Source organism: Dyella sp. SG562 (assembly GCF_011759495.1).
In the GTDB taxonomy this organism is placed as follows: domain Bacteria; phylum Pseudomonadota; class Gammaproteobacteria; order Xanthomonadales; family Rhodanobacteraceae; genus Dyella_D; species Dyella_D marensis.
Genome location: NZ_JAAOYS010000005.1, coordinates 365,967 through 388,367 on the forward strand (window position 1 = coordinate 365,967; position 22,401 = coordinate 388,367).

30 protein-coding genes, 1 tRNA gene and 1 riboswitch are annotated in these 22,401 nt (G+C 63.7%); of the genes, 23 read left to right on the top strand and 8 right to left on the bottom strand.

The window, feature by feature from the left end:
• Positions 1-103 precede the first annotated feature (103 nt).
• The gene (locus tag FHW84_RS12545) at positions 104-496 is read right to left on the bottom strand and encodes a hypothetical protein (RefSeq protein WP_167255951.1); all 393 of its coding nucleotides are present in this window, start codon (positions 494-496) and stop codon (positions 104-106) included.
• Positions 497-733 (bottom strand): Cro/CI family transcriptional regulator, encoded by a 237-nt coding sequence (locus FHW84_RS12550; protein WP_167255953.1) that lies wholly within the window; start codon positions 731-733, stop codon positions 497-499.
• Between the two features lie 127 nt (positions 734-860).
• On the opposite strand from FHW84_RS12550, the gene FHW84_RS12555 reads away from it, so the two are divergent.
• From FHW84_RS12555 to FHW84_RS12645, 20 genes are all read left to right on the top strand, one after another.
• Entirely contained in the window at positions 861-1,535 is a 675-nt protein-coding gene (locus FHW84_RS12555; RefSeq protein WP_208399759.1) for a S24 family peptidase, read from the top strand.
• 126 nt (positions 1,536-1,661) lie between these two features.
• A complete protein-coding gene (locus tag FHW84_RS12560) occupies positions 1,662-1,874 on the top strand; it encodes a hypothetical protein (RefSeq protein ID WP_208399760.1) in 213 nt (70 codons plus the stop codon).
• Between the two features lie 3 nt (positions 1,875-1,877).
• Entirely contained in the window at positions 1,878-2,132 is a 255-nt protein-coding gene (locus tag FHW84_RS12565) for a hypothetical protein (RefSeq protein ID WP_167255955.1), read from the top strand.
• A complete protein-coding gene (locus FHW84_RS12570) occupies positions 2,132-2,431 on the top strand; it encodes a hypothetical protein (RefSeq protein ID WP_167255957.1) in 300 nt (99 codons plus the stop codon). The genes FHW84_RS12565 and FHW84_RS12570 overlap by 1 nt, the downstream gene beginning before the upstream one ends.
• Positions 2,428-2,673 (top strand): hypothetical protein, encoded by a 246-nt coding sequence (locus FHW84_RS12575; protein WP_167255959.1) that lies wholly within the window; start codon positions 2,428-2,430, stop codon positions 2,671-2,673. The genes FHW84_RS12570 and FHW84_RS12575 overlap by 4 nt, the downstream gene beginning before the upstream one ends.
• Entirely contained in the window at positions 2,670-3,029 is a 360-nt protein-coding gene (locus tag FHW84_RS12580) for a hypothetical protein (RefSeq protein WP_167255961.1), read from the top strand. The genes FHW84_RS12575 and FHW84_RS12580 overlap by 4 nt, the downstream gene beginning before the upstream one ends.
• Positions 3,029-3,220 carry a hypothetical protein gene (locus FHW84_RS12585; RefSeq protein ID WP_167255963.1) on the top strand — a complete coding sequence of 64 codons (192 nt, stop codon included), beginning with the start codon at positions 3,029-3,031 and terminating at the stop codon, positions 3,218-3,220. Before FHW84_RS12580 ends, FHW84_RS12585 begins: the two co-directional genes overlap by 1 nt.
• Positions 3,217-3,555, top strand: coding sequence for a hypothetical protein (locus FHW84_RS12590; protein WP_167255965.1), 339 nt, complete (start codon positions 3,217-3,219; stop codon positions 3,553-3,555). Before FHW84_RS12585 ends, FHW84_RS12590 begins: the two co-directional genes overlap by 4 nt.
• Positions 3,556-3,770: 215 nt before the next feature.
• Complete coding sequence (locus tag FHW84_RS12595; protein ID WP_167255966.1) at positions 3,771-4,733, top strand: RecT family recombinase; 963 nt, start codon at positions 3,771-3,773, stop codon at positions 4,731-4,733.
• Between the two features lie 196 nt (positions 4,734-4,929).
• Positions 4,930-5,343 (top strand): hypothetical protein, encoded by a 414-nt coding sequence (locus FHW84_RS12600; RefSeq protein WP_167255967.1) that lies wholly within the window; start codon positions 4,930-4,932, stop codon positions 5,341-5,343.
• A gap of 13 nt (positions 5,344-5,356) precedes the next feature.
• Positions 5,357-5,674 (top strand): hypothetical protein, encoded by a 318-nt coding sequence (locus tag FHW84_RS12605; protein WP_167255968.1) that lies wholly within the window; start codon positions 5,357-5,359, stop codon positions 5,672-5,674.
• A 286-nt stretch (positions 5,675-5,960) separates the two neighbouring features.
• Positions 5,961-6,033: transfer RNA gene (locus FHW84_RS12610), tRNA-Ser, on the top strand.
• A 47-nt stretch (positions 6,034-6,080) separates the two neighbouring features.
• Positions 6,081-6,356, top strand: a complete 276-nt coding sequence (locus FHW84_RS12615) for a hypothetical protein (protein WP_167255969.1) — start codon at positions 6,081-6,083, stop codon at positions 6,354-6,356.
• Between the two features lie 10 nt (positions 6,357-6,366).
• Positions 6,367-6,669 (top strand): hypothetical protein, encoded by a 303-nt coding sequence (locus tag FHW84_RS12620; RefSeq protein WP_167255970.1) that lies wholly within the window; start codon positions 6,367-6,369, stop codon positions 6,667-6,669.
• Entirely contained in the window at positions 6,666-7,055 is a 390-nt protein-coding gene (locus FHW84_RS12625) for a hypothetical protein (RefSeq protein ID WP_167255971.1), read from the top strand. The genes FHW84_RS12620 and FHW84_RS12625 overlap by 4 nt, the downstream gene beginning before the upstream one ends.
• On the top strand, positions 7,052-7,483 hold the full coding sequence (locus FHW84_RS12630; RefSeq protein ID WP_167255974.1) for an ead/Ea22-like family protein: 432 nt from the start codon (positions 7,052-7,054) through the stop codon (positions 7,481-7,483). Before FHW84_RS12625 ends, FHW84_RS12630 begins: the two co-directional genes overlap by 4 nt.
• Positions 7,473-7,661, top strand: a complete 189-nt coding sequence (locus FHW84_RS12635; RefSeq protein ID WP_167255976.1) for a hypothetical protein — start codon at positions 7,473-7,475, stop codon at positions 7,659-7,661. Before FHW84_RS12630 ends, FHW84_RS12635 begins: the two co-directional genes overlap by 11 nt.
• Positions 7,658-8,380, top strand: a complete 723-nt coding sequence (locus FHW84_RS12640) for a hypothetical protein (RefSeq protein WP_167255978.1) — start codon at positions 7,658-7,660, stop codon at positions 8,378-8,380. Before FHW84_RS12635 ends, FHW84_RS12640 begins: the two co-directional genes overlap by 4 nt.
• Positions 8,377-8,541: a hypothetical protein gene (locus FHW84_RS23095; protein ID WP_208399761.1), complete on the top strand. Its 165-nt coding sequence runs from the start codon at positions 8,377-8,379 to the stop codon at positions 8,539-8,541. Before FHW84_RS12640 ends, FHW84_RS23095 begins: the two co-directional genes overlap by 4 nt.
• Positions 8,538-8,987, top strand: a complete 450-nt coding sequence (locus FHW84_RS12645; RefSeq protein WP_167255980.1) for a hypothetical protein — start codon at positions 8,538-8,540, stop codon at positions 8,985-8,987. Before FHW84_RS23095 ends, FHW84_RS12645 begins: the two co-directional genes overlap by 4 nt.
• A gap of 674 nt (positions 8,988-9,661) precedes the next feature.
• Here the strand turns inward: FHW84_RS12645 and FHW84_RS12655 are convergent.
• From FHW84_RS12655 to FHW84_RS12670, 4 genes are all read right to left on the bottom strand, one after another.
• On the bottom strand, positions 9,662-10,627 hold the full coding sequence (locus FHW84_RS12655) for a site-specific integrase (protein ID WP_167255984.1): 966 nt from the start codon (positions 10,625-10,627) through the stop codon (positions 9,662-9,664).
• A 393-nt stretch (positions 10,628-11,020) separates the two neighbouring features.
• Positions 11,021-11,944 carry a flavin reductase gene (locus FHW84_RS12660; RefSeq protein ID WP_167255985.1) on the bottom strand — a complete coding sequence of 308 codons (924 nt, stop codon included), beginning with the start codon at positions 11,942-11,944 and terminating at the stop codon, positions 11,021-11,023.
• Between the two features lies 1 nt (position 11,945).
• Positions 11,946-12,605: a methyltransferase domain-containing protein gene (locus FHW84_RS12665; RefSeq protein WP_208399762.1), complete on the bottom strand. Its 660-nt coding sequence runs from the start codon at positions 12,603-12,605 to the stop codon at positions 11,946-11,948.
• Between the two features lie 55 nt (positions 12,606-12,660).
• On the bottom strand, positions 12,661-13,584 hold the full coding sequence (locus FHW84_RS12670; RefSeq protein ID WP_167255987.1) for a LysR family transcriptional regulator: 924 nt from the start codon (positions 13,582-13,584) through the stop codon (positions 12,661-12,663).
• Positions 13,585-13,728: 144 nt separating this feature from the next.
• On the opposite strand from FHW84_RS12670, the gene FHW84_RS12675 reads away from it, so the two are divergent.
• Complete coding sequence (locus FHW84_RS12675; protein WP_167255989.1) at positions 13,729-14,478, top strand: SDR family oxidoreductase; 750 nt, start codon at positions 13,729-13,731, stop codon at positions 14,476-14,478.
• 9 nt (positions 14,479-14,487) lie between these two features.
• Here the strand turns inward: FHW84_RS12675 and FHW84_RS12680 are convergent, their stop codons facing one another.
• Both FHW84_RS12680 and FHW84_RS12685 read right to left on the bottom strand, forming a co-directional pair.
• On the bottom strand, positions 14,488-16,143 hold the full coding sequence (locus FHW84_RS12680; protein WP_167255991.1) for an alpha/beta fold hydrolase: 1,656 nt from the start codon (positions 16,141-16,143) through the stop codon (positions 14,488-14,490).
• A gap of 34 nt (positions 16,144-16,177) precedes the next feature.
• On the bottom strand, positions 16,178-16,600 hold the full coding sequence (locus FHW84_RS12685) for a VOC family protein (protein ID WP_167255994.1): 423 nt from the start codon (positions 16,598-16,600) through the stop codon (positions 16,178-16,180).
• 361 nt (positions 16,601-16,961) lie between these two features.
• Positions 16,962-17,055: riboswitch (glycine riboswitch) on the top strand.
• A gap of 53 nt (positions 17,056-17,108) precedes the next feature.
• Between FHW84_RS12685 and gcvP the strand changes: the two genes are divergently transcribed.
• Both gcvP and FHW84_RS12695 read left to right on the top strand, forming a co-directional pair.
• Complete coding sequence (gene gcvP / locus FHW84_RS12690; RefSeq protein WP_167255996.1) at positions 17,109-19,979, top strand: aminomethyl-transferring glycine dehydrogenase; 2,871 nt, start codon at positions 17,109-17,111, stop codon at positions 19,977-19,979.
• A gap of 251 nt (positions 19,980-20,230) precedes the next feature.
• The gene (locus FHW84_RS12695) at positions 20,231-22,246 is read left to right on the top strand and encodes an amidohydrolase family protein (protein WP_167255998.1); all 2,016 of its coding nucleotides are present in this window, start codon (positions 20,231-20,233) and stop codon (positions 22,244-22,246) included.
• Positions 22,247-22,401 lie beyond the last annotated feature (155 nt).

Genomic DNA, 22,401 nt, shown 5'->3' on the forward strand with positions numbered 1-22,401 from the left:
CGGACAGCCTCACGCGCGGAACGGCGATTGCGAAAAACCCGCCAGCGCAGACCGGCGGGAGCCTTAGGATTGAGGACGCACCACGCGTAGATAGATCGCTTCATCACGCGGCTTCCAGCAGACGGGCCAGACGCTTGATCTGCGAACGTTCGGTTTCGAATTCGTTGAGCGCGGCCTGTAGCTCGATGAACTGGAGCAGCAGATTGCTGCCCGTGGCGGCGCACAGGGGACCGACCAGCTTCTCGGGGATCGGGCGCTCGCCGTTCTGCATGCGCGAGACGTAGCCGCGGGACTTGCCGATGCGGGCGGCGATGTAATCGAGTTTGTGCGTGCTGGCTTGGATAGAGATAGCGAGAGCCTGGGCTTCCGTTTCCACTTGCCGGAGAACCCTCTGAGGCGCGTCCTTTGGACGGTTGCCGGCGGTTGTCAGCAATTGCCTATCGTTGCCAACCTGATTCAGGCAAATTTTTTTGCCATGAACATTCGCGATTTCCATTTAGGCGGCTTTCCCGCGTTTGCGATCCATCGGTTCGCCAAGGCCAAAGATGTCGGGCCTCAATTCTTCGCGCGTCATTCCGGTTATTTGAGTGACGCGTGCAACACGTTCCACCGGAACCTGTCCGCGCTTGAGCCATTCGGAGATCGATGGCTGTTTGATGCCCAACGCTGCGGCCAAACGGCGCTGCCCGCCCGCGAGGGAGATGGCTTTCTTGAGGGAGTCTTTGTTGGTCATGGCGCCCTGAGCATAGGGCCAACCAATGTTCCAAAGCAAGGGGCAGCCTATGCATTGGGCAAATAGAATATTGGATATGCCTATACGACACGCGAAGACAACCTTCCCCGAACGCCTGAACATGTGTATGGATCGGCTCGGATTGGCAACCCGTGGCCGGCAGGCTTACCTAAAGGGCAAGTTCGGCGTCTCTCAGCCCACCGCCAAAGATTGGCTTGATGGGAAGTTCATGCCCGCCAACGACAAGCTCCTACGCATGCAAAAGGAGTTTGGCGTCAACCTTCTCTGGCTGATGAGTGGCGAAGGCGAGATGCTCCCAGGCGAGGCAAGGCCCGTGGAGGGTTCTGTCCTTGTCCATGGCTCCCCAGATATGCGAGATGTTCCCCTCATCTCATTTGTTGAGGCTGGCGTCTGGTCGGATAGCAACGATCCATATCCGCGGGGGCAAGGCATGGAGTCCATTGGTATCGATCCGGAGCTGGCGTCCCACCTATCGCGGGTGGCGTTCGCCCTCAAGATCGAGGGGCATAGCATGGAGCCAGAGTTCCAACCTGGCGACGTGATCGTGGTAGATCCGAACATCCAGCCTCGGCCTGGAGACCTTGTTGTCGCCAAGCTGGATGGTGAGGAAAAGGCAACCTTCAAGAAGTATCGGGACCGCGGGCTAGATGCCAACGGTGAGCGGCTGATTGAGCTGGTCCCACTTAACCCCGACTACCCCACCCTGCGCATCGACGCAAACACGCCCGGCAAGGTCATCGCAACGATGGTCGAACACCGCCGCAGAAGGCGCTTTGGCTGAAACATAGTCAGAAACTATGGATCATCCATTTCCCATAGGAACAAAGTTAGGTCTGACCTATTGAACGATTCATAGGACAGGACTATATTTTGCCCATGCCGCCAATCCATGGCGCAGGGGCAAGACATGATCAGCAACAGCAAGCAGCTATGGGAAGTTGGTCAGGCTGTAAAGGTTGGCTTCCTTACCCTGATCGTATGCGCAAAGGTCGCCACGCCTGGTGACTTCATGCCGGATGCTTACGCCCTCAGCAACAAGGGCGGCACGGCCTTTTATCGCTTTGTACCTCACAACGGCCTGACTCGTTACGAGTCGCTGGCTGAAGCGATGGATGGCTGAGCCATGACGCATCGCTCCTCCATCACCAACGCCGAGTTCATCGCTCGCCGTGCCCGACTCCGCGGCGACATGTGCGCTCACCGCACGGCCCGCTCCGAATTCCGCGCTAACGCCAAGGTCGTGAAGTTCGAGTGCCCTCCCGGCACTCCGGGTAGCGACAAGCAGCCCGCTTCGTGGGCCGATTCGTATCCGTTCCTGATCGCGATGGCCGCATTCGCCGGCTTCGTGTGGGTGCTTCGTGTAAAGGGGTGCATCTGATGAACACCGACAAGACCCGCACCCACTACGAGACGCTGGCGAAGCAGGCGGCTGGCGAGAAGGTCGATGTGCTGGCTTTGATGCAGCTTGCCGCTGACATGCTCGATACGGGCGAGTTCGAAGTTGATCGCGAAACGGGGCGTCAGCAAGCGACCATTCCCTTGGTTGCCGAGCTGATCAACGCTTCAGATCGTTTGCAGCGCAAAGCGATTCAGCAAGCACGCCTTACTTCGTCAGTGTTCACCTCTGAAGTTGAAAGTCTGCGCGCCGCCCTGGCTCGCATCGGAGGTGCGCCATGAGGCCGGTAGCGGAAGTGGCAGACATCAATCATGCCGCAATGTGCGCAGTGGTTGATATCCAGACGCCGAACATACTCGTCGTTGGAGACAAGCTCTATCTCGGTGCACTGAACCCCAAGCAGCGCTTGGAATCGGCGCTGCCTGATGCCAAAGACATCTATAGCTGCCCAAATACCGAGTTCGCAGAAGGTTGGAACGCGTTCCGCGAAGCCATGCTGCACGCCATCGAGGTGCAGTCATGAGCGCCCTACCCGACTGGTCCGATGTGGTCGATGCCCAAGACGCTCGCGAGCAAAGCTCCGTCGAGGCTACAGCGCAGTTCGAGCTTGACTGCCTCGAAGAAATGCGCGGAGACGTTCGGTTCGTGCGGGAGTTCATTGAGGACGAAGGTCCGGATGATGCCTGCCTGATGTCGATGCTCATCGACCGTGGCCTTCCGCTCAAGGACCGCAGTCAGCGCGATGACCGCTACTGCGACTTGCTGGACGAGCAGATCGAGAAGTTACGCGATGCGTTCGATGCGTGGGCGTTGACGAGTCAGTTCCGTGCGCCATCTCCGCTCACCCGATACATCGGTCTCGTGAAGGATCAGCGCTGATGTGCCTCACCGACCTGATCGACTACTCACCCGACCAGCGCGAATCCATCGCCCGTGTCGAATCGCTCCGCATGATGCGCGAAATCCGCATGTCGTATCGGGCGAACCTTTCCATGCCGGCCAATGCGGGGGATGCGAACCCCTGCGCTGAACTCGCTGCGGCCGGCGCCTATTTGGAGGATGTGGCGTGAGTGTGACGCTCAATCGCTCAGAGCTAGAGCCGCATTTGGTGAAACTCATCGCAGGCCTTCGGCTGGATCAAGTCACCGAAGCGGTTGGACTCATCCTTGATTACATCGATGCGTCTAAAGCTACCACGGATGGCGAGGTTCGGCTGTGGGATTCGCAGTGGATGAACATCGTCAACCACGACAACCGTTATCTGGAATGGAGCAAGGAAGACGCTATCGCTCACGCGGTGAAGATGACGGAAGAGGCCATTGCGCGGAACGTTGCGGATAGAAAGCTTCCGCCATTTCGTATTCCTTCCAACTCGGTGCTATCCGAGAAGGAAGGTGCACCATGACCATCCACCCCATCACCCGCACGCGTCCTAACAGTCTCGCTGGATGCGACGCACCAACAAACGATCAGCGCCTAGCCGAGTGGTACTTCAAGTTCTACAGCGCAGGTCATCACCGGAACCGCAAACCTCGCATGCGAGTGAAGCCGCGGATTCGGGTTGTTAACGACTGAATTCCCAACACCGCGCACGCCGGGTTGTAGCGTGCGGAGATTTCGATGAACGAGATGGCTCCATATCAGACAGCAATCCAGAAGTCGAAGGATCGGTTCACGAAGATAGCCGCTACCCATGTCGTCAACTATGACAAGGAGAGCATCTTCGCCATGCAGATGCTGATGAAGACGGATTACGCCATGCAGACGGCGAACAATAATCCGTACAGCGTGCAGCTGGCGATGATCAACGTGGCATCGACCGGACTAACGCTGAATCCGGCGAATGGATATGCCTACCTGGTTCCCCGGGACGGCCAGATCGTTCTGGACATCAGTTACAAGGGCCTGATCAAGATCGCCACGGACTCCGGCTCGATCCTTTGGGCACGCGCGGACATCGTCTATCAGGACGATTCGTTCGCCTATAACGGCCCTGCGGCTATGCCTGAGCATCGCGCGGATGCATTCAAGGCTGATCGCGGTCCCATCGTGGGCGCCTATTGCGTCGCGAAGACCAAGGATGGAGACATCCTGTGCGAAACGATGCCTATTGCTGAGCTGGAAAAGATCCGCCAGAAGTCATCAGCCTATGCCAAGAAGAAAGCCGGTCCCTGGGTCGAATGGTTCGAGCAGATGGCAAAGAAGGCCGTCATCAAGCGCGCCTCCAAGACATGGCCGTATACCGATGACCGGCTCGCCCAGGCCATTGAGGTCGCCAACACCTCCGAAGGCGGCTATGAGCTGATGAGCGATGAGGAGAAGGAGGCTCAAGCGCTTCTCCACCATCAGGCTGCGGTTGGACGCAATTGGCGATCGGTCTATGCCATCAAAGAATACCTGTTGGCTGAAGAGCCGGACGCTTATGCCATCGCTGAGCTTTGGTACGAGCTTCCTCAGGAGGAGCAGCGGCTTTTGTGGCGCGCTCCTAGCAAAGGAGGGTGCTTCACCACCGATGAGCGCTCATTCCTCAAGGAACAGCTTCCAAAGCAGGCCGAGGCCATTGCTCAGGAGAAGGCTGCGTGAAGTCCTCACCCATCACCAATCCCATCCAGAAGTTCGCTCAGGCGCCGACTAGGGCGAGGGCCATACGGGCCAAGTGCGCCGAGTGCATGGGCTGCACGGCTACGAATGCTGAGCCTGGGTTCCGGGCGCTCATACGCGAATGCTCGGCAACGAGCTGTCCGTTGTGGCAGTTCAGGCCATATCAGGAGAAGGCGGCATGAAATCCGTAAAGCTCCACGACTGGCAACTCTCCGGCGAAGAACCCATGAGCCGGGCGCAGCAGAACCTGTTCAACGCTGCGTGCGAATGCCTTTCGGCCATGCAGTGGCATGGCGGCTACCTAAGCCATGACGACGTGCGGCACATCCTCACGGCCATGGTGCTGAGCTGGCGAATCATCCCGGGCCTGGACATGGGCGATGGGAAGCCTTCGGTGATCGTGCTGCCGCGCTCGTCTAAAGAGCTTTCTAAGTCGAAGGCTACGGAAGCGATCCAGATGGCGTTCTGCCTAGGCGATGACCCGTCTCAGTTCGGTCTTTCCTGCAACCCCGTCCAATGGTCCCAAGTGGTCAGGCTGGCTCGGGGGATCAGTGATTCGGATGAAGAACTTTCGCGGCGGTTTGCCGCTTAAATCGGAGGTAGTCATGTTGCTCGCAAACAGTTCCATGAAGTCAAGTGCCAAAGTTACCTATGACAAGGATGAGGCCTTTTCCCAGGAGCGACCCATTGATGAAGCGCTCAGCAGGCTGGATAGAAGCCTCGATGCTATCGATATCGTTCTTTCTGAACTGGCTGACCGTCTCAATCCGGTCTCCCGTGAGCGATGCCCGAAGGAAGACGCAAACAAGCCCGGCCGACCGCCATGCGGATATCCGGTGGGCTCTGCAATCCATCGCGCCGCAGACCTGATTGACGCCTACATCGAACGCATCCGAGATATGACGGATCGACTTGGCGTGTAAGCGAGATGCAGGAATAAGGCAGTCCGGTATAGCCGCTTCTAAGCTCCTAACCAGTGGGAGTCTGCCGAATAGATTGGACGTGCCGCCCTCCACGGCTTGAGGGCATTACAGATCGCATCGCAACCCGGAGGCATCCGGTAGTTGGATTAACGCTGTGGAGCCGAGTTAGCGTGCGGCCGGTGCGATCTCTAATCGATTTATGGCAATGAATGCGCAGGCTGATGCGCTACTGATGGTTGATATGCTTCGCGAGTAGGTAGCGCCAAAGCGAGGCATACATCAGAGGATCGTGGTAGCTCAGATTGGGAGAGCGGCGCCTTGCTAAGGCCCACAGGTCGCCGGTTCGATTCCGGCTCACGAATGCGGAGATCAGCGCCCGCCATTGCCGCCTACAAAGGAGAGCGTGATGAGTAAGAAAGACCTTGTGCAGTTGATCCGAGACAACCCTGGCGCGCGTTTCATCGTGGACAACGATTGCTGGTGGATGGAGCTTCCCTATCCGGCTGATTTCGATTCTTGGAGTGAGACTCGTCAGGACGAATGGCGAGATGAGGCGCAGCTTGCTAAGGATGGCGAAGTTAAGCAGCTCGGCGACGGTGGCTATGGCTCCGGCAATTGCTATGGCGGCGACATCCTCCAGGCGCTAGCCGTGATCGTCGGCGTGTCCATCGAATCGGTCTGAGGAAGCACTGATGACCGACACCGCCATCAACGCCGGCCTGCGCATCGCGCTGGAACAGATCAACGCCGCGCTCAGGCGCCACGGCATCGAGCCGTCTGGCGACTATGGGGCGGATATCGAGAGGCTTGCTTTAGATGCCGCCCGCTATCGGCAACTTCGAGAAAACTCAGAAGACCGTGATGTTCTAAACACTGGAGTGCCATGGGTCGTGTGTGTCTCACCCATTAATGGCGTTCCATCTATCAGTGCCCTGTATGGACAAGAGCTTGACTTCGCTCTAGATCGCGGCAAAGCCAAAGGTCACTCCCTATGACGAGTTACACGGATGAACAGGTGCCGAAGGTTGTGCTCACGGCTCCAGAGCGGATTTATCTCCAGGTGTCCGATCAGGAATGGGATAGCGATAAGCCGTTCCCCGGCGACTGTGATGGTGTGAGCTGGTGGAAAGAGTCAGTGCTTGACGTAGAAGTCCAGTATGTCCGGGCCGATCTTTTCGAAGCCCTCGAGGCCGACCGCACCCGCCTGCAAGCGGAGGTGAGAGCTTTACGTCTGTGCGCCATCCAGTATCTGACGTGGCATCACGTCGTGAATCCGGTGGAAGGCTTGGATAGTGACCTGCGCGACCCCGATATGTGCGGTGACGCTGCGCTCAAGAGCGAATCCATCGACTCCGCCCGAGCCAAGAAGGGGGACGCATGACCACCAGCCACGAACATCTGCGCGACGTGGCGGAGAAGGCGACGCCCGGTCCGTGGTCGCGACTTAGCGGCAAGCTTCGCCCTCAGTTCTCGCTTCGCATAAACGAAATCCATGGACCCGACCATGAATGTCTAATTCGATGGAATGGCTTCGATGGCATTGACACAAACAAGCGTCAAGCAGACGCAAATGCGAAGTTCATCGCCGCCTTCAACCCCGCCACAGCCATAGCCCTGCTTGACGAACTCGCCGCGCTACGTAAGGAGAACGAGGCGCTTAGGGCGTGTCTAAGCGATGTAACGGAATGCCTTGATCAACATGGTGGAGCGTATTGCGGCTTACGCGATGAAGGCGATGATCACTACATAGGCGAAGCGCGAAAGCTTCTCGCCGCCCGCGCAGCCATCGGAGACAGCCATGAAGCCTGATTGGAAGGATGCACCAGAATGGGCTAAGTGGCTCGCTCAGGACGATAACGGAAAATGGTTTTGGTACGAAGTTCAGCCAGATCAACGTATCTGCTCATGGGGTGACATGGGTGGCCGATATCAAGAAGCCCTTTCTGGTGATGGCGGATGGCGTGCAACATTGGAGAAGCGGCCATGAGTGAGATGACGCTTGAGCAGGAGCTTCGCGAGGCATTTGCGGCGGCAGTAACAGCAGCCGGATGTCATGGTTATGCCACCAGTAGGAACGAGCGAGCTAGCCACAAAGAGGCAGTACATCAAGCCAAGCTTCGCTTTAATAGAGCCCTCGACGCCCACCTCACCCGCGATCCGGTGCAGATGACGGATGGCATGGTCTACGCCTCCGATGTCATGGCCGCACTTCGACAGGTAGCAGACTTCGTATTCGTGCATCAGGGCTGGGAACTGTCGAACATCCATCTCTGGATCGAAGAGTCATTCGGCGAATCCCTCTCCGCGCGTATGGCGCAGCCTATGGCGGCGAAGGTGCCGGAGGAACTGCCACGCAACGGGGTGACTGTTCGTGAGCATGAATACAACGCCGGCTGGAATGACTGCCGCGAAGTGATGCTGTCTCACATGAACGAATCCCAACCCCACTCGCAAGCCGCGCAAGCCGCGCAAGGCGGTGAGGCGCAGGGGAAGGTGGTGGAGTGCGGAGGATGTGCGCCGCCCATCATCGCGATGCACAGCGCCGAGCGCGCGGCCGTGCCGGATGGGAAGTTCGACTATGACGCCGTGTGGGCGACGATTCGTGGCTTTGGATACACCACCAAAGGCCAGACTGACGAGATTACGGACGAACTGGAAAAGCTTCTCTGCGCCGCCCCGACGCTCGCCAGGAAGGAGAAGGGATGATGATCGCTGCCTGCAAACGCCACAAGTGGAAGTGGTTAAAGAACGTCATCGTTAGAACCGAGCGCGGGTTCATGGTCCATATCATGAAACGCGGACGCTATGAATGCGAAAAGTGCGGCAAGCGTCGCATTGGCGTAGTCAAGCCGGAGGTGCAGCCATGACCGACGAGCAGAAGGTGCAAGAGGCGTTCGAGGCGTGGCTTGAAAGTTGCTACGGGCGAATTGCCATCGGCATGGATCGCGAAGGCAGATATGTGCATGATTGGGTCAATGACCTATTGACCGGATGGAAAGCACGGGACGACCTATCCCACGCCAGCGCAACTGCCGAGGAATGCTCTGTGGTTGGGGAGGCGGTGTCTCACCTTATCTCCAACCAGAAAGCGATGAGTGCAGAAGATGGAGCACTTATCGCTGAGAACTTGGAGTCACTTCTCCTCACTAACGGTCCGCCGCGAGCTGCGGAGGATTCGAGGGATGCGGAGCGTTATCGAGAGCTGTTCGAAGGTCCGTATCCGTTCTGCTTTCAGGGCGACACCTACGACACCAAGGAAGAGGCGGACCAAGCCATCGACCGAGCCATCGCGGCCAAGAGGGGGGAGAAATGAAGTGGAGGCCGATTAGTGAGGCGCCGAGGGATGGGACGCATATCCTTGGATGGAGTGCTGATTTTGGCCAGCGTGAAACGTATATGGCCAAGTATCAACCGGGATCGCCAGGATACGCGCTATGGGAAAAGGGCGATGGTCTAAGGAATATCGGGTGGGAATGGGACGAGCCTTACGCCAACAGTTCGCACAAATGGAAGCCGACCCACTGGATGCCGCTGCCTGAGCCGCCGGAGGTGTGTGATGGATCTTGAGGAATGCCTAACTGATCTGTATCGCTACGGCTTCCCGCGAGTTCATTCTAGCAAGGATGGATGGTATGTATGCGTTGAAATGCACGTCAATGCCACCGGAGCGAAGTTCAATGTGTCTAGCGAATTCGGGCATCAGTCGCCATCTTCTGCCGCAAGTGAGTGTTTGACACGCGTTGATGCGATCTTGAAAGGGTTTCGCGATGGGACAAATAGGCTAGAGGTAGATCATGAGCGCCGCTGAGAAGATCGACATCCCCTTCGAGTACCGCTCACTGAGCGCAGCCCAGGCCGGCGAACTACTAGGCTATAGCGCCACCTATGTCCGCGATCACCTGGCCTGCAAGCCTGGCTTCCCCAAGCGGGTGGACAGCGACGGCCATCCACGGTGGATCGCCAAAGAGCTGATGGAATGGCGCGAAGCTATCCAAGCTGATCGGCTAGCTCGTCAGCGGAGGTCGCGTAGTAAATCATGAGACTGCGAAGGTCTCGGTGGCCGATCATGCGGGCTAGCTCCATGACGTCTAGTTTCTTGGATAGGCGCCATATAGCCTCGGCCCGCGAGTCGTGAAAGTGAAGGTCTGCAATCTGGCAACGGTCGCGGACCTTCCGGAACAACGCATCACGGACCTGCGACTCCACATTGAAGACAGGTCCAATGTCACCCGGCAGAGCATCTAGGATCGCCCTAGCCCGCTTGGATAGTGGAACCTCCCGCGAATCCCCATTCTTGGTCTTCGGCAGGATCACGAACTTGGGCCGCACATCGCGCCATTGAAGGCCAAGGATCTCCCCGGCCCTCATGGCTGTCTCCAGGGCGAACAGGAAGGCCAAGCCGGTACGCTGAGTTGCCGTATCCGCGGCATCGCCTTCGCTCAGGCCAAAGGCCGCGGTAAGCCGGCGAATCTCGTCCTCAGTGATGCGGCGCTTGCGACTTGGCGGGGATGCCGGACGCTTAACGTCTACCAATGGATTGGTCCTTAGCCACCCCCATTCCTTCCGCGCCACCTCGAACAGTGACTTGAGCAGGTTCATCTCCCGGGCCACAGAGGCTCCTGAGACGACTTTGAGGCGTCGATCCCGCCATGCCGCCAGGTCGGATGCCTTGAGCCTATCCATGCGAAGCAGAGCGATGGGATCGCGCTCCATCAGGCCAAGCCGGGCAATCTCCCACTGCTCACCCTTATGGGTTGGTGATACCTCTCGGGCATAGCGCCGGAGAGCTTGCTTGACCGTGCTTTCGGGCAGCTGGCCACCGATCAGTTCTTGCTCGCGCTGGGTTGCCCAGGCGACGGCCTCTGCTTTCGTGGGGAAGCTCGCGGACTCCCTCTGCCCGTCCCGGTAGAGTTCCGCCCGCCAGATTTTGCCGCGTTTCCGATAGCTCGCCATGGGACAAATCTTGGCGAAAAATCTGGCGTAATCATAGTTAGGGATATTGTGGTATTTCGTGGGATTATTGCCGCGTAAGACTGGACTAGATGGCTGTTACGTGTGGAGTTTTTGCGGTTAAGCGAGCATTACCAAGGCTTACGAAAACTGGCCTAGACACCTCTCCTGGGCACCAATTGTAAACGAAGCCCGCCGAAAGGCGGGCTTCGTCGTTTCGGGCCTTTCGATCAAGGAGCTGGCGCGCTGGTCGCCCTGCTCTTCCGCGGCATGCACAAGCGCGGCAGTCGCTCGCGCGTCCACGTCGAGAGCGGTGCCTCGACATAGCGGAACAAGGTCCAAGCGCGGATCGCAGATCGAACAGATCGATATGCACCGTGCGATGCCTTTCACACGCTAAACCTCCGGCAAGGCTTGGTGCCGCCGGCGCCGGTAGGCCTGGTGAAAACCCGCGGTGTGATGCAGCTGGGCGGCTTCCTCGCGGTCCTCGCTGCTGATGGTGCGCGCAAGGAAGAAGGTGTGCGAACCGATGATCTGGCTGTGCACGATCGCCAGCTCCTGGATGCGCAGCGCCCCGGCCACCACCGGAATGCCGAATTCCCTGGACGGCCGCAGGGGCAGCGGCAAGCCGTTCCAATCCTGCGGCGGCTGCCGGTGATGCGCGGCGAGCTTGTAGACCATGCCCTTCATGGCGGCCGGAACATGCGACAGCGCCACCTTGCGCACGTCGCGCAGCACCGGTTCCGACACATTGGTGCTGCGCAGCGCCAGCGAGTACAAGCCGCTGCGCTCCAGCGGCCCGATCAGGTCCATGGGAAAGATATTGCGGTGCTCCTCCGCCGCCACCGAAACCAGCACCACCGGCCTCGGACACAGATACGCGATCATCAACTGCTGCGCGGCGGCCGGCGGCATGTTCAGGTGATTCGACGCCGCATGCTTTGCCATGCCGCGGTTCTGCAGCCACGCATTCCACGGACGCAGCGGCCAGGCGAGGCAACGATGCTCACCGGCTTCGACGCGATAGAACGCCAACGGCGCCACCCCGGCGGCCAGCGAACTGTCGCGAACCAGCTGCAGCCTGCCGAGCAGGCGCCCGCTCGCGCCGTCGCGGTATTCGAGAACGGGACGCGCGCCGCCGTCGACGCTGCTGGCGATGGTCAGCGGATGCAGCGACGCCACGGTGTGATCCGCCGTCACGTCCACCGCCTGTCCATCCCAGCGCAGCGCCGCCGTCACCAGCGGCGCTGCCGGCACCACGGCCACCGCCGACCACTGCGGCAAGGGGCGTACGAATGGCCTGACCCAGTCCTTCCACATCTCAGACGCGCCGGAACAGCAAAAACATATAAAGCGTCACCAGCATCCCCGGACCGCGCGGCGCGAGCCGTTCCAGCCGGAAATACGGCGCCGCCGCGCGCACCACCACGCCCGGCGCAAACCGGTGCACGCCGCTGGCGGTATCGAAGGTATAGCGGCCATGGCGCAACAGCTTCGGCAGATTCCGGCGCCACCAGCCGTAGCGCGCGTCGCCCAGGTAATAAGGATTGAGCATGCTCGCCAGCACGAAGCCGCCTTCGCCCAGCACGCCCGACAACTGCGCGAACAGCGCCGTGTGATCGGCGAAATGATTGAACACGGCAAAGTTGGCGGTGACCGCCCGTACCTTGCAGCCCAGCGATGAGCCGAGTTCGATCACGCTTCCGCCGGCGAGCTCGTCGCGGCAATGGATCTGCAGATACTCACGCATCGGCTCCGCGGGTTCGTAGACGAAGGTCCGGTGCCCGCGCGCGGCGTAGGCTTTCGCGTCGATACCGGTACCGGCGCCGAAATCCAGGATGTCGTCACCCGTGGCCAGCAGGCCCAGCGCCATCCGCTGAAACCTCTCGCGCACCGCCAGGTCGCGCGGGGAAGACATGAACCGCTGGTGGTACTGCGCTCCGGTATGCACGTGATCGATGGCCTCGCGGCGGCGACCCATGGACGTCGGCTGGCTGTGGGTACCGTGGCGGCCGGGAAAGGTTGCCTGGGCGGCATCAGCCTTCGGCGAAGGCGTCCATGCCGTCGACCAGCCGCTTTGCCAGCCGCGGCTGCGCGAACTGCTCCAGCCACCAGGCCAGGGCGCGGCCTTCGTGGTCGCCGCGCCAGGCAACGTAGAGCGTGTTCGGCTCGCGCGGGTCGGCGGTGCGCCGGGCCACCAGCTCGCCGCGCCGGAGCAGCGAAGCCACGCGCTGCTTCGGCAGCCAGCCCACGCCCAGCCCGTCGCGCTGGGCCAGGATCTTGGCCTGCATGCTGGGCACGGCCAGCACCGGCTGGCCGCCCTGCAGGCCGTAGGCGCGCCCGGCCGACTGGCGCGAGGTGTCGGCCACCACCACGGCGCGGTGGGCCTGGATCGCTTCGCGTGCCAAGGGTTCCTTCGCCTTCGCCAGCGGGTGCCGCGGCGACACGGCGAACACCCATTCCAGCGCACCGAGTTCGCGCCATTGCAGGTTCGGCATCGACGGCGGCTCGTTGGTGGCGCCGACCACCACGTCGGCGCGGCCGTCGCGCAGGGCTTCCCAGGTGCCGCCCAGCACTTCGTGGGTGACACGCAGGCTCACGCCCGAGGCCAGCGCATCGAAGGCGCGGATCACCGGCAGCAGGGTGGCGAATTCCAGCAGCTCGTCGGTGACGATCCACAGCCGGTCTTCCCAGCCGCTGGCCACCTGCTTCACGCGCCGGCCCAGGCGCGCGCTTTCCAGCGCCAGCCGAGCCGCTTCCTGCGCCAGCAACTGGCCGGCAACCGTCAGCTGCAGGCGGTAGCGGCGGCGGTCGAACAGCAGCGCGTCGAAGCGCGCTTCCAGCTGGCGTGCCGCATGCGACACGGTGGAAGGCGCCTTGCCCAGCCGCGCCGCCGCACGCGACAGGCTGCCGCTTTCGCGGATGGCTTCCAGCAGGGCCAGTTCGTCGTCCGACAGCATGGCGTCTCCCCTTGCGGTGCGCAGCGATGCTACGGCAAAACGTTCGATGCCGTCGAACGTTTCCGTCGAAGCGCCGGCACGGCACCGGCGGGCCGCAGGCGCAGCATCTGTTCCAGTTGAACACCCACTCACTGGAGACACGCCATGAATCGTTTCGCCCACCAGACCGTTCTCGTCACCGGCGGCAGCAGCGGCATCGGCCTCGCCGCCGCGAAAGCCTTCGCCGCCGAAGGCGCGCGCGTGGTCATCACCGGCCGCGACGCGGCCGCGCTGGAACGGGCCGCCGCCGAGATCGGCGATGGCACCTTGGCCGTGCGCAACGACGCGGGCAACGTCGCCGCCGCGCGCCAGCTCGCCGCTACGCTGGCCGGGCAAGCCGTCCGCCTGGATGCGGTCTTCATCAACGCCGGCATCGCGCGTTTCGCTGCGTTTGCCGAGGTGCAGGAAAGCTTCTGGGACGAGATGTTCGACATCAACGTCAAGGGCGCCTATTTCCAGGTCCAGGCGCTGCTGCCGCTGCTGAACCGCGGCGCATCCATCGTGCTGAACGGCTCGATCAATGCGCATATCGGCATGCCGGCATCGTCGGTCTATGCCGCCAGCAAGGCCGCGCTGATCTCGCTGGCGAAGACGCTGTCCGGCGAACTGCTGGCGCAGGGCATCCGCGTCAATGTGATCAGCCCCGGCCCGATCGGCACGCCGCTGTACGGCAAGCTGGGCCTGGATGCCGCCACGCTGGAGAGCACCGCTGCGCAGATCCAGAACCAGGTGCCGCTGGGCCGCTTCGGCACCTCGGAGGAACTGGCTTCGACCGTGCTGCATCTGGCCGCGCCGGAATCGGCCTTTATCGTCGGCACCGAGATCGTGGTCGACGGCGGCATGAGCCAGCTGTAAAGCGCAGCGTTACGGCGATTCGCCCAGCGTCTTCACGATCAGGTTGATCGCCTCGTCGTTGCGGTATACGCGATGCCCCGAGGTCACCGTGGTGGTGGACACCGCACCGGGCAGGAAGCTGCTTTCCAGCGGCACCACGCCATCGCCCGGCACCGCCTCGCCGGGCAGGCTGCCGGCGATGGTGTAGTAGCGCACGCCCGCCACCGGCAGCAGCGACCAGGCGGCGCGGCTCACGGGTTGATCCGGCCGCAGCGAGCTGATGCTGCTGAGGCCGCGTTCGCGGTAGGCGCGCAGCAGGTCGGGCTGGATCCCCTCGGGGTTGGCCTTGACCAGCCGCGCGATCGCATCCAGCTCCGGCCCGCCCGGCTTCACCAGATGCTGGGCGAGACGGCCGAAGAAATCCTCGGTGGCCGGACTGCCGTGATGCGGCGTGGCGAGAAAGAACGCCGTATCGACGCCCGGATACGGCGTGAAGCGCAGCACGCGCCGCATGGTGTCGATGTCGTCCGCATTGCCGTGCAGCTGCTGCTCCGGCACCAGGAAGGCGGCGCGCCACAGCACGTCGCCGCTGTCGGCGCTGAGCAGGCGCGCGATGATGCCGCCCATGCTGTGGCCGACCAGCACCATGTGCGCGCGCGCCGCGTCGTGCGCGGCCGGGTCCACCGCGGCCCAGGTGCGATCGAGAAAACCCTGCACGCGCAGGCGCGACAGCAGCACCGGCGCATTGGTCTGGTACACCACGTGCCACACCTGGTAGCGCGAGCGCAGCGCCGGCGTGCCCTGGATGCGGTTGGTCAGGCGCGCCCACACCAGCGGGCTGCCGCCCAGGCCGTGCAGCATCACCACCGGGATCTTGCCGGGGTCGTAGTCCTCCAGCAGGTACACGCCCTGGCGCACGCCGATGTCGCGGCCGTTGACCAGCAGGTTGCGGATCGCCAGCTGCTTGAGCTGGGAGGCATCGGCCAGCATCGCGTAGGGCGCGGTGGTGTCCATCGACAGCACGTACTCGCGCGGGCCGATCGCCAGGCTGCCCCGCTTCAGCGGATCGGCAAAGACCAGGCGCGGCGTGCCGCCCTGCGCATCCGCCTCGACCCAGGCCACCGCCGTGCGGGTCACGCCTTCCGGCGGGAACAGGCGGCAGCGCGGCGTGCCCTCGCAGCGCCGGGTGGCCGCGACCAGGGCCACGCCGAAGCCGTTGGTGGCGAAGCGCTGGCCGAACATCAGGCTGGAGATCTGGATGCGCTCGGCGCGCACGAACATGGGGGCGCCGGCGAGGTCCGGCGACAGCCCGTCCAGCTGCACCGCCAGCGGATCGCCGCCGACGTCCAGCGTGCGCGCCTTCCAGCGTTCGTCTTCGGTGGCCAGCAGGAAGTCGAGCAGATGGCCGGTGCATTGCGTATCGAGCGCCACGGCTTCGTCCGCCACCGCGCCGCCGGCCAGCGCCGCGCGATACGCACCCGCGGCGCAGCGCAGCCAGCCGCGCGCCGCGCGTTCCGGCGAGGCCTGGCGCATGGCGTCCATGGCCGCGGCCTTGGCCACGCTCAGGGCTGCGTCGGGCGCGGGCGGCGCCAGCCGGCGTACCGATGGCGCGCAGGCAGCCAGGATGCCGGCCAGCGCCAGCAGTCCGCACACCCGTCCGCACCACCGATGCACCACGCCACGCATGAAGCCCCCTTCGATGCGCCGCCTCTCGCCCCGCTCAGGCCTGCGCCGGCGGCCCTTTCAGCTCGATCATGTTGCCCTGCGGATCGTACAGATACAGCGAGGGGCCCTCGCCCTCCGCGCCGTAGCGCAAGCCGCTCTCGCCGACGCGCACGCCGTGCGCTTCGAGATGGGCGCGGATGGCCGCCTCGTCGTAGCCCTCCACCGCCAGGCAGATATGGTCCACGTTGTGGCCTTCCGCGCCGGGCGCCGCGCCGCCGAGGCGGCCCAGCTTGCCGTCGATGCCGACCAGGTCGATCAGCGAGGCGCCGGCGCGCAGCTGCACCAGGCCGATCGCCTCCTGCCGCCGCTCCACCGTGCAGCCGAGCACGCGGCAGTAGAAGTCTTCGAGCGCCGCGGGGTCGATGGCGCGCAGCACGATGTGGTCGAGCTGGCGCAGGCGGAACGGGGGATGGGGCATGGATGCACCTGAATGAGGGGATCCGGCAAACGCTACTCCGTCGCGCCGGGGGAACGCGCAAGTTTTCGTTAAAACCACCACGGCGCCAAGCTTCTGCCCCCTCTCCCCTGCGGGGAGAGGGCTGGGGTGAGGGGGGCCTACGGAGCGGTGAAGCGAGAGCACAAAAGCAAGCGACGCTTCGTCGATCTTCTTCCGCGAGCACCCGCCCCTCATCCGGCTGCCGCCACCTTCTCCCCGGAGGGGAGAAGGGACCACAGGTTGGGTATAATCGCCCCCTTAAGGCGCGGTGGGAGAAGCGGACAGGTCCGCTGCCGAAGGCGCAACGCCCGTAATCGCTCAGGCTCCCATACCACCGCCGCCGCGGAACAACTCTGGAGAGACCGGTTAGATCCGGCGCCGAAGGGGCACGAAGCGCGAGCTTCCAAACTCTCAGGCAAAAGGACAGAGGGGCGCCTGACGTGCGGCACGCACGTCCTGCCTGTATTCAGGCACTCCGGACGCCCCTGTCATGACCAAGCCCGCTTCCCCCTCCCTGCGCGACCTCGAGCACCACGAGGCTTTCATCGAGCGCCATATCGGCCCCAACGACGCCGAGATCGCGCACATGCTGCGCGCGATCGGCCACGACTCGCTGGAGTCGATGACCGACGCCATCGTGCCGGGCCAGATCAAGTCCGCCGCGCCGCTGGCCCTGCCGCCGGCCATGACCGAAGTGGAAGCGCTGGCGAAGATCCGCGCCATCGCCGGCAAGAACAAGGTGTTCCGCAGCTTCATCGGCCAGGGCTACTACGGCACGCACACGCCGAACGTCATCCTGCGCAACATCCTGGAGAACCCGGCGTGGTACACGGCGTATACGCCGTACCAGGCGGAGATCTCGCAGGGCCGCATGGAAGCGCTCATCAACTTCCAGACCATGGTGGCCGACCTCACCGGGATGGACATCTCCAACGCCTCGCTGCTGGACGAAGCCACCGCGGCGGGCGAGGCGATGACGCTGGCCAAGCGCTCGGCCAAATCCAAGAGCAACGTATTCTTCGTCGCCGACGACGTGCACCCGCAGACGCTGGAAGTGCTGCGCACCCGCGCCGACGGCGTGGACATCGCGCTGCACGTCGGCCCGGCCGCGGACGCCGCCACCGTCGACAGCTTCGGCGTGCTGCTGCAGTACCCCAACACCTACGGCACCATCAACGACTACCGTGCTGCCGCCGAGGCCATGCACGCGCGCGGCGCGCTGGTGGCGGTGGCCACCGACCTGCTCGCGCTCACCCTCATTGCCTCGCCCGGCAGCTGGGGCGCGGACATCGTCATCGGCAACAGCCAGCGCTTCGGCGTGCCGTTCGGCTTCGGCGGCCCGCACGCCGCGTACCTGGCCTGCCGCGACGCCTACAAGCGCTCCATGCCGGGCCGCCTGATCGGCGTGTCGGTGGACGCCGAAGGCAAGCCGGCCTACCGCCTGACCCTGCAGACCCGCGAGCAGCACATCCGCCGCGAGAAGGCCACTTCCAACATCTGTACCGCGCAGGTGCTGCTCGCGGTGATGGCCAGCATGTACGCCGTGTACCACGGCCCCGACGGCCTGCAGCGCATCGCGCGCCGCACGCATCGCCTGGCGGCCATCCTGGCGGCGACGCTGCGCAAGGCCGGCCTCGACGTGGGCGGCGATTTCTTCGACACGCTGCGCATCACCGGCGTCGACGCCGACGCCATCCACGCCAAGGCCGCCAGCAAGGGCCTCAACCTGCGCCAGATCCACGGCCAGTGCGTGGGCATCAGCCTGGACGAGACCACCACCCGCGCCGACGTGCAGGCGCTGGCCGCGCTGTTCGGTGCGGAGCTTGGCGACATCGACGAAGCCGACACCGCCACCGCCGACGCGCTGCCCGCCGCCCTGCTGCGCCAGGACGCCTTCCTGCAGCACCCGGTGTTCAACACCCACCACAGCGAGCACGAACTGCTGCGCTACATGCGCTCGCTGGCCGACAAGGACCTGGCGATGGATCGCACCATGATCCCGCTCGGCTCCTGCACCATGAAGCTCAACGCCACCGCCGAGATGATCCCGGTGACCTGGCCGGAATTCGGCAACATCCACCCGCTGGCGCCGGCCGAGCAGACCCAGGGCTACAAGCAGCTGATCGACGAGCTGGAAGCCATGCTGGTGGAGTGCACCGGCTACGACGCGGTGAGCCTGCAGCCGAACTCCGGCGCGCAGGGCGAATACGCCGGCCTGCTGGCGATCCGCGCCTATCACCGCTCGCGCGGCGACGACCACCGCGACGTGTGCCTGATCCCCGAATCCGCGCATGGCACCAACCCGGCTTCCGCGCAGATGTGCGGCATGACCGTGGTGGTCACCAAGTGCGACGCCAACGGCAACGTGGACCTGGAAGACATCCGCGCCAAGGCCGAGAAGTACAGCGAGCGCCTGGCCGCGCTGATGATCACCTACCCGTCCACGCACGGCGTGTTCGAGGAAGACGTGGTCGCCATCTGCGAGATCGTGCACAAGCACGGCGGCCAGGTGTACACCGACGGCGCCAACATGAATGCGCTGGTCGGCCTGGCCAAGCCGGGCAAGTGGGGTTCGGACGTCTCGCACCTCAACCTGCACAAGACCTTCTGCATCCCGCACGGCGGCGGTGGCCCGGGCGTGGGCCCCTGCGCGGTGAAGTCGCACCTGGCGCCGTTCCTGCCGCGCACGCTCGGCGGCGAAGGCACGGTGGGCATGGTCTCGGCGGCCAGCTTCGGCTCGGCCTCGATCCTGCCGATCAGCTGGATGTACATCGCCATGATGGGCCAGCAGGGCCTGCGCAAGGCGACCCAGGTGGCGCTGCTCAATGCCAACTACATCGCCAAGCGCCTGGCCGCGCACTACGAGACGCTGTACACCGGCCGCAACGGCCTGGTGGCGCATGAGTGCATCCTGGACCTGCGCCCGCTCAAGGACGCCACCGGCATCAGCGCCGAGGACGTGGCCAAGCGCCTGATCGACTTCGGCTTCCACGCGCCGACGCTGAGCTTCCCGGTGGCCGGCACGCTGATGGTGGAGCCGACCGAGAGCGAATCGCAGCACGAGCTGGACCGCTTCATCGACGCCATGATCCAGATCCGCGAAGAGATCCGCGCGATCGAGGACGGCCGCCTGGACCGCGAGGACAACCCGCTCAAGCACGCCCCGCACACCGCCGACGCGGTGGCCGGCAGCGAGTGGGCGCACGCCTACCCGCGCGAGCTGGCGGTGTTCCCGCTGCCCAGCCTGCGCCTGCAGAAGTACTGGCCGCCGGTGGCGCGCGTGGACAACGTCTACGGCGACAAGAACGTGATGTGCGCGTGCATCCCGGTGGATGCCTACAAGGAAGAAGCCGAGGCGTAAGCCGCCGGTTTCACCCCTGCGTGCCGCGACAGGCCCCGCCATGGCGGGGCCTGTTTCGTTTCGGGGGAATGACTTTCGGGCTCTTGCCATCGGCGGGGGCGGCTGCTCTGATCGCCCACGTCCTTCGCAGGTCGGGATGAGCGCCAGCGAGCCCCCACATCGCGAACCGGATACGCCAGCGTCGGGGTTCGCTCACGCTCACCCCGACCTACGCCGATCGTATCGACCGCGCCGTAGCCAAGGGAGCCGACATGCCGCATCCATTCGCTCGTTCGCTCGCCCTCGCCGTCCTTTTCTCTCTCTTGTCAGCGCACGCCGCGGCGCAGACCCCGCCCGCCGCCGAGCAGGGCAGCTTCGTGCTGCACAAGTTCGCGCAGGCGATCGGCAAGGAGAGTTACACGATCTCCAACGATCAGGGGCGCCTGCTGCTGCGTTCGGATTTCAGCTTCAAGGACCGCGGCACCGAGGTGCCGCTGAAGACCGAGTTCACCGCGGCCGACGCCACGCATCCGTTGACGCTGAAGAGCGATGGACAGTCTTCGCGCGAATCGCCGATGCACGACAGCTTCACCCTGGACGCCAAGAGCGGCAAGGTGACCCTGCTGCGCGCCGGCAAGACCACGCAGCATCCGGTCACCGACAACACCTTCCTGGTGGACGGCTATTCACCGGTGGCGATGCAGCAGATGCTGCTGCGCTACTGGCTGGCGAAGGGCAAGCCCGCGCGTATCGCCGTACCGCCGGACGGACAGGTCAGCATCCAGCCGGCCGGCGCGCTGGAGATCCAGGCCCACGGCAAGCCGGTGAAGCTGCAGGGCTATGTGATCAGCGGCCTCGTCTGGGGCAACGAGACCGCCTGGCTGGACGAGCAGCAGAAGCTCGCCGCGGTGGTCACCACCGACAGCGAGTTCGATCACTTCGAGGCCGTGCGCGAAGGCTACGAGGACTCCCTGCCCGCCTTCATTCAGCACGCCGCCGACAACAACCTGCAGGCGCTGGCCGGACTCACCGAGAAGGCAAAGCGCCCCGCCTCGAAGAAACTGGTCGTCACCCACGTCACCCTGATCGACGGCACCGGCGCGGCGGCGCGGCGCAACGCCTCCGTCTATGTGGAAGACGGGCGCATCGCGCGCATCGACACCAGCGGCGCCGCGCCACCGGCGGAGCCTGGCCTGGACGTGCTCGATGGCAGCGGCAAGTTCCTGATCCCCGGCCTGTGGGACATGCACGCGCACTACGAACAGGTGGAATGGGGTCCGATCTACCTGGCCGCCGGCGTCACCACCGTGCGCGACTGCGGCAACGAATTCGACTTCATCACTACCGTGCGCGACGCGATCCAGTCCGGCCGCGGCATCGGCCCGCGCCTGCTGATCGCCGGCATCGTCGACGGCAGCGGCCCGATCGCATTGGGGGCGATCACCGCCGACACGCCCGAGCAGGCGCGCGCGGTGGTGCGGCGCTACAAGGAGGCCGGCGCGATCCAAATCAAGATCTACAGCAGCATGAAACCCGAACTGGTGCCGGTGATCGCCGCCGAAGCGCACAAGCTCGGCCTTACCGTGACCGGCCACGTGCCCCAGGGCATGACCAGCGCGCAGGCCGTGGAAGCCGGCTACGACAGCATCAACCACATTCATTTCGTGATGCGCGATCTGCTCGGCGTCCAGCGCGGGCAGCCGCTGCCGCCGCTGGATTTCAAGACGCCCGGCGCACGCCGGCAGCTGGCGCTGTTCAAGCAGCATCACACCGTGTTCGACGACACCATCGCCCTGTTCGAACTGTTCGACCGCCCCAGCACCATGCCGCTGCGCTCGATCGAGCCCGGCATCGACCACGTCGCCGCGCCGCTGGCCGCCGCCTTGAATGCGACGGGCGCGGCGCCGGAGCACACCGAGGATTCGATCAAGCGGTATCAGTACATGCTCGCCACCTTGCGCGAACTGCACCGCCAGGGCCTGACCATCGTGGCCGGCACCGACCAGGGCATCCCCGGCTATTCGCTGCACCGCGAGCTGGAGATCTACGTGCAGGCCGGCTTCACTCCGATGGAAGCGCTGCAGGCGGCGACCAGCGTGCCGGCGAAGGTGCTTGGCCTGGATAAGGAGGTCGGCACCCTGCAGGTCGGCAAACGCGCCGACATGCTGCTGCTCGACGCCGATCCGCTGGCGGACATCCACAATACGCGGCGCATTGCCAAGACTATCGCCAATGGCAGCGTGTACGACCCCGCGCCGCTGTGGGAGTCGGTGGGCTTCAAGCCCTGAACTTGGGGTTCCGGCGTAGGGCGGGGTTCTTTTGCGGTGTCGCCTGGTTTTCGCGGTGCGGCGACTTGGCCGCTTATGCAGCGGGCATTTCGGACGCCTGCCGGCGCCCGAGTCACTTTCTCTTTGCTGGCCCAAAGAGAAAGTAACCAAAGAGA